Genomic DNA, 12,959 nt, shown 5'->3' with positions numbered 1-12,959 from the left:
GATGAAACACGCCACTCGCTTTCCTTGCGCCCGCACCGCGCTGAGCCTGCTGCTCGCCGCGCTGTGGCCCGCCTGCGCCCACGCCATCGTGGTTGGCGACAACTTCACCGGCGGCAGCGCCCAACTCAACTGGAAAGTATTCGGCGGCGCCTGCCTCACCGCCGGCAGCGGCAGCGGTTCGATTCCAGCCTGCGGCAGCACCGACCCCAGCGGCAACGCGCAAGTGGGCGGCAACAATGGCACCATGCCGGACAGCAGCGGCAACGGCGCCCTGCGGCTAACCAACAGCGCCAACAAACAGTCAGGCGCCATCGTCTACAATAGTCTGTTTCCGTCCACCAGCGGCCTGCAAGCAACCTTCACCACCTATAGCTACGGCGGGGACTCCGGCGGCCCTGCGCGCGACGGCGCCGATGGCATGAGCTTCTTCCTCCTCACCGCCATTCCGAATGCGGTGGGATCGTTCGGCGGCAGTCTGGGCTACAGCTGTTCCAACAACAGCGGCAACGCCCCGTTCAACGGCATACTCAATGGCTTTCTCGGCCTGGGCATGGACGAGTACGGCAACTTCCCCAACGCCTCCGACAACACCGCCACCGGCACCGTCCAAACGCCGCAGAACATCTCGCTGCGCGGCTCCGGCTCCATTGCCGCCAATGCGCCGGGCACGGTCTTCAGCAACGAATCGAATCCGTACAATATCCAGTCCGCTTGTCAAAATGCCTGGTACAACGGCCATAGCGTTCAGGACTACCCGTTCATCAGAATCAGCAATCCAACCAATAATCCCAATATCGTCAACGGCGTCTATCGCCTGCCCAGCAGCCGGCCCATGGCTAACGAAGCCTCCACCAAACGCAGCCAGGCGGTCCCCATCAGCTACAAGCTGAACATCACGCCGGACAATCTGCTGAGTTTGTCCTACAGCTACAACAACGGCGCCTACGTCAGCGTCATTTCCAATTTCGACATCAATACTTCCGGCACCAGCGGCACGCTGCCCACCAATCTGACCTTCGGTTTCGCCGGCTCCACCGGCGGCAGCCGCAACGTGCACGAGATCGCCTGCTTCCAGGTGCAGCCCTTCACCCAATCCTCCAGCTCCAGCGGCCTGAACAGCCAGCCCACCAGCCTGGTCAAGACCGGCACCCAACAATACGTCGCCAGCTACCACCCTGACAATTGGTGGGGGGAAGTCGCCTCTTATGCGCTGCTAGGCAATCCCAATACCGGCATTGTCACGGTCTCCAGCACGGCGACCTGGGATGCCTCCTGCGTATTGACCGGCGGCAACTGCAGCGCCACCAGCGTCAACAACATGACCGCGCAGGCCAGCCGATCCATCCTGACCTGGAACGGCAGCCAGGGCGTGCCGTTCCTGTGGACCAGTCTAAGCGCCGCGCAACAAAGCACGCTGAACAGCGACAGCAACGGCCAGGCCCGCCTGTCCTACTTGCGCGGCAGCCGAAGCAATGAGGTCAATTCGCAGGGCGTCGGACTATTCCGCGCCCGCAACAGCGTACTGGGCGACATCATCAACAGCAGCCCGGTATGGGTAGGCGCGCCGCAGAACAAATACCCAAACGCCTGGACCGACAAGCTGTACCCGAGCGCGACCATGCAGGAAAACACCAGCAACGCCCAGACCTACGGCGCCTACCAAAGCACCAACGCCACGCGCGCCAACATCATCTACAACGGCAGCAACGACGGCATGCTGCACGGCTATCGCAGCGGCGCCTTTGACTCGAACGGCAACTACACCACGACGCCCACGCTCAACGACGGCGGCGAGGTCATCGCCTACATGCCCTCAGCGGCGCTGGCCAACACCATCGAATACAGCGGCTCAACTTACGAGCACCAGTATTTCGTGGATGCGACTCCAGCCGCGGACGACCTTTACTACAGCAACAGCTGGCACACCTGGCTGATGGGCGGCATGGGCGCCGGCGGCCAGGCACTATACATGCTGGACGTCAGCAATCCGTCCAACTTCTCGGAAAGCAACGCCTCCAGCCTGGTGATCAGCGAAGTCAGCAACAGCACCATCAGTTGCGTGGGCAACAACAATTGCGGCAACGATCTGGGCTATACCTTCGGCACTCCGGTCATCACCCGCTTCCACAACGGCAGCTGGGGCGCGATCTTCGGCAATGGCTACAACAGCAGCAATGGCCACGCGGCGCTGTTCATCATGCTGGTGGCCAGCGACGGCACGCGCAGCTTCTACGAGCTTGACACCGGCAGCGGTCCCAGCAACGATCCGTCCGGCGGCGGAAACTACAATGGCATTTACTACGCCACCGCAGTGGATCTGGATGGCGACAACATCACCGACTACATCTATGCAGGCGACCTATTCGGCAATGTCTGGCGCTTCGACGTCACCAGCAGCAGCCCCTCGAACTGGTCAGTCTCCAAGTTCGGCAAGAACTCGGCCACGCCGTTGTTGACCACGCAATACACTTATTGCACCAACGCCCAGGTCAGCGCCGGCACCTGTACCCGCGCCTTGCAACCCATCACCAGCAAATTGCTGGTTTCGTCGATTCCCACCGGCAACGCCAGCCCGCGCGTAACGGTCAGCTTCGGCACCGGACAGAAAATTCCATTTACCGCCGCTGCGGCCGACACTTACGCCAGCGGCACCCAAAGCCTCTATGGCGTATGGGACTGGGATATGAGCGGCTGGAATACCCTGACCGGGCAAAGCGCCTACTACGCCATGGCGGCCCCCTCCGGCGGCCTGACGCTGGGCCCGAGCAATCTCACCACCCAAACCGTCACCGGCTCGTACAGCTCCACGCTAGGCAGCGTGCAAGGCTATCGCTCGCTGTCCAGCAACACAGTGTGTTGGCAGGGCAACAGCGCTTGCAGCCCCAGCACCGCCAACAGCAGCTACGGCTGGAAATTGAACCTGCCGGGCAGCGGCGAACAAGTGATCTATAACCCGGTCAATATATTTGGCACATTCACGGTCAATACGACCATCCCGCCCAACAACAACCCCGCGTCCTGCACCGTGGGTTCCGCCACCGGTTTCTCCATGTCGCCGGACCTCAGAACCGGCGGCGCCACCGCCACCTCGTTTTACGCCAATGACTCCGGCACCTTCGCCGGGATCAACGGCGCCGTCATCAACGCCGTGGCCGTCAATATGGCGGGCAGCGCCAACGTCGTCAGCTATCAGAACAACTACTTCGCCATCGGCAGCAGCATCGGCGGCGGCCCTATCACCAATCCCAGCATGATCAACCGGGCACCCTTCAACCTGCACACGCGCCTGAACTGGATAGAATTGCGCTAACCCCGAAACAGGAAACACCCCGCATGCCGCAAACCAACCCGCAAAAAGGCTTTTCGCTGATAGAACTGATGATCACGATGGCCATACTCGCCATCGTCGTCGCCATCGCCGTGCCTTCTTACAACAGCTATATCCTGCAGTCCAACCGCAGCGTGGCCAAAACCGCGTTGCAGGACCTAGCCACGCGCCAGGAAAGCTATTACACGCTGAACAATACCTACGCCTCCCAGCTCTCCACGCTGAACTACGCCAGCGGCACCGTCTACGTGCCCGGCGGCGGCAACAATCTGTACGCGCTGGCCATCACCAACGCCACCGCGTCCACCTTCACGCTAACCGCTTCGCCTCAGGGCAATCAGACCAAGGACACCAGTTGCTATACCTACCAGCTGGACAATCAAGGCAACCAGAGCAATGTCGACGCCAGCAACCATGCGCTCAGCACGAGCGGCTGCTGGTAAACCCTGAAGCCCCATGAAAAACGGCGTCCATTGGACGCCGTTTTGACAGGTGTTCGCGCGGGCTTAGTCGGCCAGCAGCTTGTTCACCACGTCCACGTATTCCTGCATCGCTTCGTCCGCGCTCTTGCCCTTCAGCTTTTCCCAGGCGTCGAACTTGGCGCGGTTGATGAAGTCCATCATGCCCGGACGCTCGCCGTGCGCATCGCCTTCGCTCGCCTGTTTGAACAGCGCGTACAGTTGCAGCAGAGTCTGGTTGTCCGGACGCTCGGACAGGGTTTTCACATCGGCCTGGGCCTGGGTAAACAAGGTCTGCAGATCAGACATGGAATTTCCTTTGTCGATGAATCCGGGGCGGTTGTCCGCCCCTGTGGTGTTAGCCCCCCGGCATGCGCCGGGACGGGGGACAATGTAGCACGAAGCTTTTCAGCGCGACAGTGCCGGCTGCGGCGCCTCTTCCGCTTGCGGCTCAATCCGTATTCGCTTGTAGCTCTTGACCGGCCGTCCATCCTTGATCGCCGGCTGATACCAGGCGGCGCGGAAAGTCGGCTCGATGGCGTCCGCCAGGGCCTTGGACGGGGAACCTTCGAAACGCACCGCGTCCACCTGGCCGGACTCGCTGATGAAAACCAGCAGCGTCAGCGGCTGCGGCGACGCGCTCAATGCCATCTCGGGCAACACGATGCTGCTGCGCTCCATCGCCAACTGATCCAGCTCACTCGCCGGATAATAGATGTCGGCGCCGAGGCGCATGCGGTCGCCGCTTGGCGATGCGGCAGACTCCGTTGCTGACGTCAATCCCGCCGCCGCCGGCTCGGACCCCGCGGCCGCCCTCGCCGCGCCATCCGGCGCGGCCGTCGCCCCCGTCCTGGCCGCAGCGGCAGCCGAGTCGCGCATCCTGACCGTCAGCGTTTCGGTCGCGCCGCCATCGAGGCTGCCCGGCCGCAGCGGCAGCCACAGCAGCGCGCCATGCGCCAGGATGGACAGCCACAAGGCCAGCAAGACGCGCTCGGCCGCGCGCCAGGGCCGCCGCCTTGATTTCACGCCTATCCTTCCAAACATGCAAACGGAGCCGGCAAAGCCGGCTCCGTCATCGAGTGATTTACTTGGCGCTCAGCAGCTGTTCGATATCGCTGCCGTCTATCGCGCCAGGCACCAGCCGGCCGTTCGGGAAGATCAGCGCCGGCGTGCCGGTGACGCCCAGCTTCTCGCCCAGGGCCTGAATCTTGTCCAGCACCGCGGTGTCGCAATTATCCGGACCGGTCAGCGGCTTGCCGTCGCGCATGAAGGCAGTCCAGGCGGCGGCCTTGTCGGACGCGCACCAGATCTGCTTGGACTTGCGCATCGCATCCGGGTGCAGCTGGGTCAGCGGGTACAAGAAGGTGTAAATGGTGACGTTGTCTATGTCCTTCAGGCTTTCGCGCTCCAGCTTCTTGCAGAACGGGCAATCCGGGTCGGTGAACACCGCCATCTTGCGTTCGCCCTTGCCGCGCACATCCTTGAAAGCATATTCGAGCGGCAGAGAATTGAAGTCCACCTTGGACAGCTCGGCCATTTTCTTCTCAGTCAGGCTTTCCTTGTTCTTGGTGTCGATCAGATCGCCGACGAACAGGTAGCTGGCGTCGCTATTGGTGTACACCACCTGCTTGCCGTCCACCACCAGCTCATAAATGCCCTTGACCGGCGTGGCCCCGACACTCTTCACCTGCTTGCCCGGGAAGTGGGTCAGAAAAGCCTTCTTCACATCGTCCAGATTGCCGCCGGCGGCCTGCGAGCAGGCGGCCAGAGACATCAGCAGGGAGCTGGCCAAGGCCAGCGACTTCAATTTGGTTTTCATCTGTTCATTGTCCTTGTGGGAATTCAGTATCCTATGGCCTGTCTGGCCAATTGGCGCTTCAGCGGCTTCAGGCAGCCGGTCAGCGACAGCCCTGCGTTGCGCAGCCAGGGCAGTCCGGGCAGCCTGGCCTGAAACAGCTGATATAAGCCGTCGCAGCCCAGCTGCATCGCCGCCACGGCCTCGCGCCGCCGCCGCTGATGGCTGCGCAGCAGCATCCAGTCGCCGCAATCCGGCGCCGCGCCCAGGCTTTCTGCCAGCTGCGCCGCGTCCTGGAAGCCCAGATTGACGCCCTGCCCCGCCAGAGGGTGCACGGTATGGGCGGCATCGCCCACCAGCGCCACCCGCTCGGCCACTACCGCTTCCGGGCGGATCAGCCGCAAGGGAAATGCCGCGGCCGGCGTAATGGTCTCGAAGGCGCCCAGCAATCCGCCGCCCACCTCCGCCACCCGCCGGGCCAATTCCTCCGGCGACAAGCTCAACAGCGCCTGCGAATCAGAGGTGGACCACACCATGGAAATTCGGTTCCCGGCCATCGGCAGCCAAGCGAGAATATCGCCGCCCAGGAACCACTGCCGCGCCACGCCGCCATGCGCTGTCTCGCAAGCGAAATTGGCGACGACGCCGCTCTGGCCATATGATTTGACCGCGGCCTCCAGCCCGGCCTGGCCGCGCACCCAGGAGTTGGCGCCATCCGCGCCCACCACCAGCTCCGCGCGCAGCGTCCGTCCGTCGTCCAGGCTTAACCTGGCCTCCAACGGCGTGGTTTGCAGCGACTGCGCGCCGCCACTCAACAACTCGACCTCGCTATCCCGCAGGCGCCGCCACAAGGCGGCCAACAGCCAGCGGTTTTCCGCTATCCAGGCCAGCGCCTCGGCGCCGGCGTCGCGCGCGGCGAAATCGATGCGGCCGCCCGCGTCGCCGCGCACGTCCATCGCCGCGATCGTGCCGACCCGCCGCATGTCCGGCCATGCGCCCAGGCTCTCCAGAAACCTCCGATTGGCCGGGCTCACCGCGTAGACGCGGGCATCCCAGTCCTGTTCCAGGCCTTCAAGAGCCGGCGCTTGCCGCTCCAGCAGCGCCACGCGCTTGCCTTGCTTCGCCAGCGCCAGCGCCAGGCTGGCGCCGACCAAGCCGCCGCCTATGATGATGGCCTGATATTTGTCGTAACGCATTCCTATCCTCGCACGCCGAACACCAGATGGCCGGCGAACTTGCGCCTCAGCGCGGGCAGCGCGTCCAGCGCCGTCATGCCCGCGCCGCGCAGCGCGTTCTGCAATGGGTGATGGCCGTCGAACAGCTTGACCAGCCCGTGGGTGAAGCCCACCACGGCATGGCTGTCCAGCTTGCGCGCGGCGGCGTAGCGCCTCAGCGCGCGCGCCTCGCCCGGATCGGCCTCGCCCTCCAGCGCCTGGCTCAGCCCCACGGCGTCGCGCAGCCCCAGGTTCAGGCCCTGCGCCGCCACCGGGTGCATGGTCTGCGCCGCATTGCCTATCAGCGCCACCCGGCCGCTCGCCACCTGGTTGACCTGGCGCAGCGCCAAGGGGAAGCTGGCGCGCGGCCCTATGGACAGGATACGTCCCTGCCGCTCGCCGAAAGCCTGCTTCAGTTGCTCGCGCAACTCGCCCTCGTCGGCAACCAGCCGTTCGGCATCGTCCCGGCTGCGCGTCCACACCAGCATATAGCGCTCGCCATGCGGCAACAGCGCGAACGGGCCCTCATGCGCGAAGCGTTCATAGGCCACGCCTTGAGGCGGCCGCTCGGTCTCCACCTCGGCCAATACCGCGCATTGCTGATAGTCATGCACCAGCCGACGAATGCCAGGCAGCGTTTCCGCCAGCGCGCCGCCTTCCGCCAATACCACTAGGCGGGCGGTCAACAGGCGCTTGCCGTCCGGCGTCTCCACCTCGGCGCAAGCGTACTGGCTCAGACTCTTGACCTGAACCACCCTGGCCTGCCACATCACCCGCACGCCGGCGCGCTCCAGCGCGGCGCCAAGGCCGGCCACCAGGGCGGGGTAATCGACCACCGCGCCCAGATGCGGCAGGTCCAGATCCGACTTGTCCAGCCGCGCGCGGCCGCAACTGCCCTGCTGCGACACATGCACAGTATCGATGACGGTGGCCGGCAAGCCATCCGGCCAGGCGCCCGCTTCCGCCAACAGCTCCCGGCTATGCCAGGACAGGGCCAAGGCGCGCGCATCGCGCACTTCGGCATCGCGCGCCCGAGCCTCGATCAGCAGCACGCGGCGGCCCTGCCGGGCCAGCCGCAGGGCCGCCAGCGCGCCCACCGGGCCGCCGCCCGCCACGAGAACGTCGGCGTGTTCGCTGTTCATCGCATTCATGCTCACGCTCCGCGCATCAGCGCTTCTATCTCGTCGATTTGCTTCGGCGCCGCCGCGGTATACACTTCGCAGCCATCCGCGGTGACCAACACGTCATCCTCGATGCGCACGCCGATATTGTGGAAGACCGCCGGCACATCGTCGGCAGGCCGAATATACAGGCCGGGCTCTATGGTGGTGCACATGCCCGGCTGATAGCTGCGCCACTGGCCTTGCAGCTTGCTCCGCCCGACGTCATGCACGTCCAGGCCTATCATATGGCCCACGCCGTGCATGTAGAACTTGCGATAGGCGCCGGACTCTATCACCCCATCCACCGTGCCGGCCAGCAGGCCCAGATCCAACATGCCTTGCGCCATGACTCTCAACGCCGCTTCGGCCGGCGCCGGCCAGGCAGCGCCAGGCTTGACCGCGGCGATGCCGGCCAGCTCGGCGGCCAGCACGATTTCGTATGCGTCACGCTGCGGGCCGCTGAAGCGGCCGTTGGCCGGGAAGGTGCGCGTGATGTCGCCGGCGTAGCCTTGCAGCTCGCAGCCTGCATCGATCAGCACCAGATCGCCATCGCGAATCAAGGCGTCGTTGGCCACATAATGCAGCGTGCAGGCGTTGCCGCCGGCGGCGACGATGGACTCGTAAGCCTGGTGGCGCGCGCCGCTGCCGACAAAGACTCGCAGCAGTTCCGCTTCCAATTGATATTCATGCATGCCCGGCCGCGCGGCGCGCATGGCCGCGACGTGGCCGGCGGCGGAAATTTCGCCGGCGCGGCGCAGCAGCGCGATCTCGGCCTCATCCTTGACCATGCGCATCTCGTCCAGCAGCGCGCGCAGATCGCCATAATGCGCCGGCGGCCGCACGCCGCTGCGAACCTGGCTCCGCACCGCGTCCAGCCAGCCATTGACGCGACGGTCGAAAGCCTCGTCATGACCCAGCGGCCACCACAACTGGCCACAGTCCGCCAATAGCGCCGGAATCCGCTCCGCCATCTCGCTCAGGGGATAGGCCTCGTCGAAGCCGAACGTCGCGCGCGCGCCGTCCGGACCATGGCGAAAACCATCCCAGATCTCTCTTTCCGGATTGCGCTCGCGGCAAAACAGGATGGATTTTCCGCTGCGGCCATCCAGCAACAGAACGGCTTCCGGCTCGGCGAAACCGCTCAGGTGCAGAAAATAGCTGTCGGGACGGAAGGGATAGTGGCAATCGGCGTTGCGAACCGCTTCCTGCGCGGTTGGCAGCAAGGCGATGCCATCGCCGATCTGCTTCAGCAGACGGCTGCGGCGGGCGGCATGCGGCTGGTACATGTATGGCGGTTTCCTGCGCGAGATCTCTAGGGACAATGAGGGGCCAGTTTACACCGGCTGCGCTCCCGCCCCAAGCCCGCGGACGCGCCAGGCAGGACAGGGGCATGAAAAAACCCGGCGGGGCCGGGTTGTTCGCCTGAACGAGCTGAGTTTATTCGCCGATCACGACCGAGGTGTAGACTTCCTGCACGTCGTCCAGGTCTTCCAGCGCGTCCAGCAGCTTCTGCATGCGGGCGGCTTCGTCGCCGGTCAGCTCAGTCTCGTTTTCCGCGCGCATCGTCACTTCGCCCATCTCGGACTTGAAACCCTTGGCTTCCAGCGCATCTTTGATGTCGGTGAATTCGTAAGGGCCGGTGATGACTTCGATCGAGCCGTCGTCATTGCTCACCACATCCTCGGCGCCGGCTTCCAGCGCGGCTTCCATCAGCGCGTCCTCGTCCACGCCCGGCGCGAACACCAGATAGCCGCAATGTTTGAACTGGAAGGACACGCAGCCATCGGTGCCCATATTGCCGCCGTACTTGGAGAAGGCGTGGCGCACATCGGCCACGGTGCGGGTCTTGTTGTCGGTCAGACAGTCCACCATCACCGCCGCGCCGGCGATGCCGTAGCCTTCATAGCGGCATTCGACATAATCGACGCCATCCAGCTGGCCGGTGCCGCGCTTGATCGCGTTTTCGATATTGTCCTTGGGCATGGACTCGGCCTTGGCCTTGTCCACCGCCAGGCGCAGGCGCGGGTTCATGTTGACGTCGCCCCCGCCCATTTTGGCGGCTACGGTGATTTCCTTGATCAGGCGGGTGAAGATCTTGCCACGTTTGGCATCCTGGCGACCCTTGCGGTGCTGGATGTTAGCCCATTTACTGTGACCTGCCATATTTGCCTCTGTCTGTTGGTTTGGTTCTCTGGCGAACCCAAGCGTCAATCAAAAATCGCGCCATTTTAACAGAAGCGGCCGTCGTCTACGAGATGCCGCCCTATTTGGCCTGCAGCATCTTCAACATCATCACGAAACCCTCGCGATACATCTGTTCAATCACCGGGATCATCAGGGGCAGCGTCAAATACAGGGTACCGAAGCCTATCATGATGGTCAGCGGAAAGCCGAAAGTCAGGATATTGAACTGCGGCGCGGCGCGGGTCATCACGCCGATGGCCAGATTGGTGATCAAGAGCGCGCCTATCACCGGCATCGCCAGCCGCACGCCCCACTCCAGCATATGGCCTCCCCACAACACCAAGGCCTTGATGCCCACGGCCGGCATCGCCATGCCTATCGGCAAGACCTGAAAGCTCTCCACCAGCGTGCGCAACACCACATGATGGCCGTTAAAGGCCAGAAACAGAAAGAAAGTGAACAGGGACAGCATCTGCGACAACACCGGCACCTGCGCCGCATGGATGGGATCGAAAAACATGGCGAAGCCTAGACCGGTCTGGGCGCTAATCAGAAAACCCGCGACTTCCACCGCGCTGACGACGATGCGCATGACGAAGCCCATCGCCAGGCCGATCAGCAATTGCTGCACCAAAATAGCTATCCCTTCCGCAGACACCAGCGGCACTGCGGGCAATGGCGGCAGCAAGGGCGCCACCATGATGGTCAGCAGCAGCGCGAAGCCCGCTTTGAAGCGACGCGGCACGCCGCGATAGGCGAAGATCGGCTCGGTCAGAAACAGTCCTATCATGCGCGCGAAGGGCCAGGCGAAAATGCCGACCCAGGCGTTGATCTGGACATCGCTTATCGCCAGCATCAGCCGATCACATTCGGAATGCTTTGGAACAAGCGGATGATGTAATCCATCAGCGTGCTCAGCATCCACGGCCCCGCCAGCACCAGCACCAGAAACATCGCCAGCAGTTTGGGGATGAAGGTCAGCGTCATCTCATTGATCTGCGTGGCTGCTTGCAAAATGCTGACCAAGAGGCCGACCAGCAGGGACGTCAGCAAGACCGGCGCCGATACGATGATCAGGATGTACAACGCGTTCTGCATGATGCTGATGACCAACTCAGGACTCATGCTCCCCCTCCTTCCAGCCGCCTTTGGCCAGCAGCCAGTTGTCTATTGACACGCCCCCTCGCGCTATCTGGTTGGCGCGCAGCAGCCGATATCCCGCCCGTTCAAACACCGGACGCGAGGCATGGCTGGCCCAGGCATGCAGCGCGCGCACGCCCTCTTTCGCGGCGCGCGCCTCCAACTCCATGACCATCCGGCCCGCCAAGCCTTGCCGCCCGGCCCAAGGCGCGACGAACAACATATCGAACTCGCCGTCTCGCGCAAGCCAGGCGAAGCCGGCCAGGCGGCCGTCACCAGCCACCGCCTTGCACGCCCATGCGCCGCCCAGACGCTCGCGCCAGCCTTGCTCGAGCTCGCCATCCCAGGGCCGCGCCGGCGCCCAGGCCTCGCACTGCTCCCTGGAGTACGCCCCCCCGGCCAGGGCCAGCACGCTTTCGCGAAACAGCGCGTGACAGGCAGGCCAGTCCGCTTCCGACAATGCTTCCAGCAGCATGCTCATCCCGTGTAAAAACTCTGCACCAGCGAGCCCATCAGCAGCGTCCAGCCGTCCACCAGCACGAATAGCATCATCTTGAACGGTAGCGAGATGGTCACCGGCGACACCATCATCATGCCCATCGCCATCAGAATGCTGGCGACGACAAGGTCTATGATCATGAAGGGAATAAAGATCATGAAGCCGATCTGGAACGCCGTCTTCAACTCGCTGATGGCGAAAGCCGGCACCAGCGTCTTCATCGAAACGTCTTCCTTGCTTTGCGGCTTGGGAGATTGCGAAATTTCGATGAAAAACGCCAAGTCCTTCTCGCGCGTCTGGCGCAGCATGAAGGCCTTCATCGGCTTGCTGCCCTCGTCCAGCGCCTGGTTGAAGCTGATCTTGTCGTCCGAGAACGGCACCCAGGCCTTGCTGTAGACCTGATCGAAAGTCGGCCCCATCACGAACAGCGTCAGGAACAGCGCCAAGCCCACCATCACCTGGTTGGGAGGAGACTGGGACGTGCCCAGCGCCTGCCGCAGCAAGGACAGCACGATGATGATGCGGGTAAACGCCGTCATCATCAGCATCATCGCGGGGATGAAGGTCAGCGCTGTCATGAACAGCAGCATTTGCAGGCTCAGCGAGTAATTCTGTCCGCCGCCAGCCGCCGGCGTGCTGGTCATCATGGGCAAGCCGGCCGCGGCGTCCGCCAGCAGCGGGGCCAGCAACGCCCCGCCGGAAAGCAGGGCGACCACCATCTTTTTATTCATCATTTATCCCGCCGCCCCTGCCCGGCGCGGCTTTTGTCCAGCGCGGCCTTCATCCAGCGCGCGAACGGCTCTGCCGGTTCGGCCGGCGCGGCGTCCGCGCCCTCTGGCTTGGCCATTTTATTCAACAGATTGACCTGGTTCGGCGTCACGCCCAGCACCAGCCACTCGCCCTCCAGCTCGACGATCACCACCCGCTCCTTTTGGCCGACCATGGTGCCGCCCACCACCCGCACCCGGCCCGCGCCGCCCAGCATGCCGCCGGACATGCGCTTGAACAGCCAGGCCACGCCGACGATGGCGCCCAGCACTACGACCAGGCCGAAGATGACTTGCAGCAGGCTGGAGAAAGGCGATGGAGAGGCGACCGGCGCCGTGGCGGCCGCAATGGCGCCGGATGCCGAGAACAGCGCGCAGGCGCCCGCCAGCGCGCGAGAAAACTGTGCCATG

14 protein-coding genes are annotated in these 12,959 nt (G+C 63.7%); 2 read left to right on the top strand and 12 right to left on the bottom strand.

The genetic code is table 11. The features are described from left to right. Position 1 precedes the first annotated feature (1 nt). Both C2I19_RS18630 and C2I19_RS18625 read left to right on the top strand, forming a co-directional pair. A complete protein-coding gene (locus tag C2I19_RS18630) occupies positions 2-3,310 on the top strand; it encodes a pilus assembly protein (RefSeq protein ID WP_158253762.1) in 3,309 nt (1,102 codons plus the stop codon). A 23-nt stretch (positions 3,311-3,333) separates the two neighbouring features. Then, positions 3,334-3,771, top strand: a complete 438-nt coding sequence (locus C2I19_RS18625) for a type IV pilin protein (protein ID WP_103904124.1) — start codon at positions 3,334-3,336, stop codon at positions 3,769-3,771. Between the two features lie 63 nt (positions 3,772-3,834). Here C2I19_RS18625 and C2I19_RS18620 read toward each other — a convergent pair whose 3' ends face one another. From C2I19_RS18620 to fliO, 12 genes are all read right to left on the bottom strand, one after another. Beyond that, positions 3,835-4,095: an acyl-CoA-binding protein gene (locus C2I19_RS18620; protein WP_103904123.1), complete on the bottom strand. Its 261-nt coding sequence runs from the start codon at positions 4,093-4,095 to the stop codon at positions 3,835-3,837. 99 nt (positions 4,096-4,194) lie between these two features. After that, complete coding sequence (locus tag C2I19_RS18615) at positions 4,195-4,812, bottom strand: energy transducer TonB (protein WP_103904122.1); 618 nt, start codon at positions 4,810-4,812, stop codon at positions 4,195-4,197. Between the two features lie 58 nt (positions 4,813-4,870). Then, complete coding sequence (locus C2I19_RS18610; RefSeq protein ID WP_103904121.1) at positions 4,871-5,605, bottom strand: DsbC family protein; 735 nt, start codon at positions 5,603-5,605, stop codon at positions 4,871-4,873. 23 nt (positions 5,606-5,628) lie between these two features. Beyond that, positions 5,629-6,777 (bottom strand): UbiH/UbiF family hydroxylase, encoded by a 1,149-nt coding sequence (locus C2I19_RS18605; RefSeq protein WP_103904120.1) that lies wholly within the window; start codon positions 6,775-6,777, stop codon positions 5,629-5,631. A gap of 2 nt (positions 6,778-6,779) precedes the next feature. Next, the gene (locus tag C2I19_RS18600) at positions 6,780-7,946 is read right to left on the bottom strand and encodes an FAD-dependent oxidoreductase (protein ID WP_103904119.1); all 1,167 of its coding nucleotides are present in this window, start codon (positions 7,944-7,946) and stop codon (positions 6,780-6,782) included. Between the two features lie 2 nt (positions 7,947-7,948). Further along, positions 7,949-9,244, bottom strand: coding sequence for an aminopeptidase P N-terminal domain-containing protein (locus tag C2I19_RS18595; protein ID WP_103904118.1), 1,296 nt, complete (start codon positions 9,242-9,244; stop codon positions 7,949-7,951). 151 nt (positions 9,245-9,395) lie between these two features. Then, positions 9,396-10,121 carry a YebC/PmpR family DNA-binding transcriptional regulator gene (locus C2I19_RS18590; protein WP_103904117.1) on the bottom strand — a complete coding sequence of 242 codons (726 nt, stop codon included), beginning with the start codon at positions 10,119-10,121 and terminating at the stop codon, positions 9,396-9,398. A gap of 100 nt (positions 10,122-10,221) precedes the next feature. Continuing rightward, positions 10,222-10,998 carry a flagellar biosynthetic protein FliR gene (fliR, locus tag C2I19_RS18585; protein ID WP_103904116.1) on the bottom strand — a complete coding sequence of 259 codons (777 nt, stop codon included), beginning with the start codon at positions 10,996-10,998 and terminating at the stop codon, positions 10,222-10,224. After that, complete coding sequence (gene fliQ / locus C2I19_RS18580) at positions 10,998-11,267, bottom strand: flagellar biosynthesis protein FliQ (protein ID WP_103904115.1); 270 nt, start codon at positions 11,265-11,267, stop codon at positions 10,998-11,000. The genes fliR and fliQ overlap by 1 nt, the downstream gene beginning before the upstream one ends. Beyond that, a complete protein-coding gene (locus C2I19_RS18575; protein WP_233201270.1) occupies positions 11,257-11,757 on the bottom strand; it encodes a GNAT family N-acetyltransferase in 501 nt (166 codons plus the stop codon). Before C2I19_RS18575 ends, fliQ begins: the two co-directional genes overlap by 11 nt. 2 nt (positions 11,758-11,759) lie before the next feature. Next, complete coding sequence (fliP, locus tag C2I19_RS18570) at positions 11,760-12,512, bottom strand: flagellar type III secretion system pore protein FliP (RefSeq protein WP_199181264.1); 753 nt, start codon at positions 12,510-12,512, stop codon at positions 11,760-11,762. Beyond that, complete coding sequence (fliO, locus tag C2I19_RS18565) at positions 12,512-12,958, bottom strand: flagellar biosynthetic protein FliO (RefSeq protein WP_103904113.1); 447 nt, start codon at positions 12,956-12,958, stop codon at positions 12,512-12,514. The genes fliP and fliO overlap by 1 nt, the downstream gene beginning before the upstream one ends. Between the last annotated feature and the right edge of the window lies 1 nt (position 12,959).

Origin of the sequence: Chromobacterium alticapitis (assembly GCF_002924365.1) — a bacterium.
Lineage (GTDB): Bacteria > Pseudomonadota > Gammaproteobacteria > Burkholderiales > Chromobacteriaceae > Chromobacterium > Chromobacterium alticapitis.
This window is presented reverse-complemented; position numbering and strand designations above follow the sequence as displayed.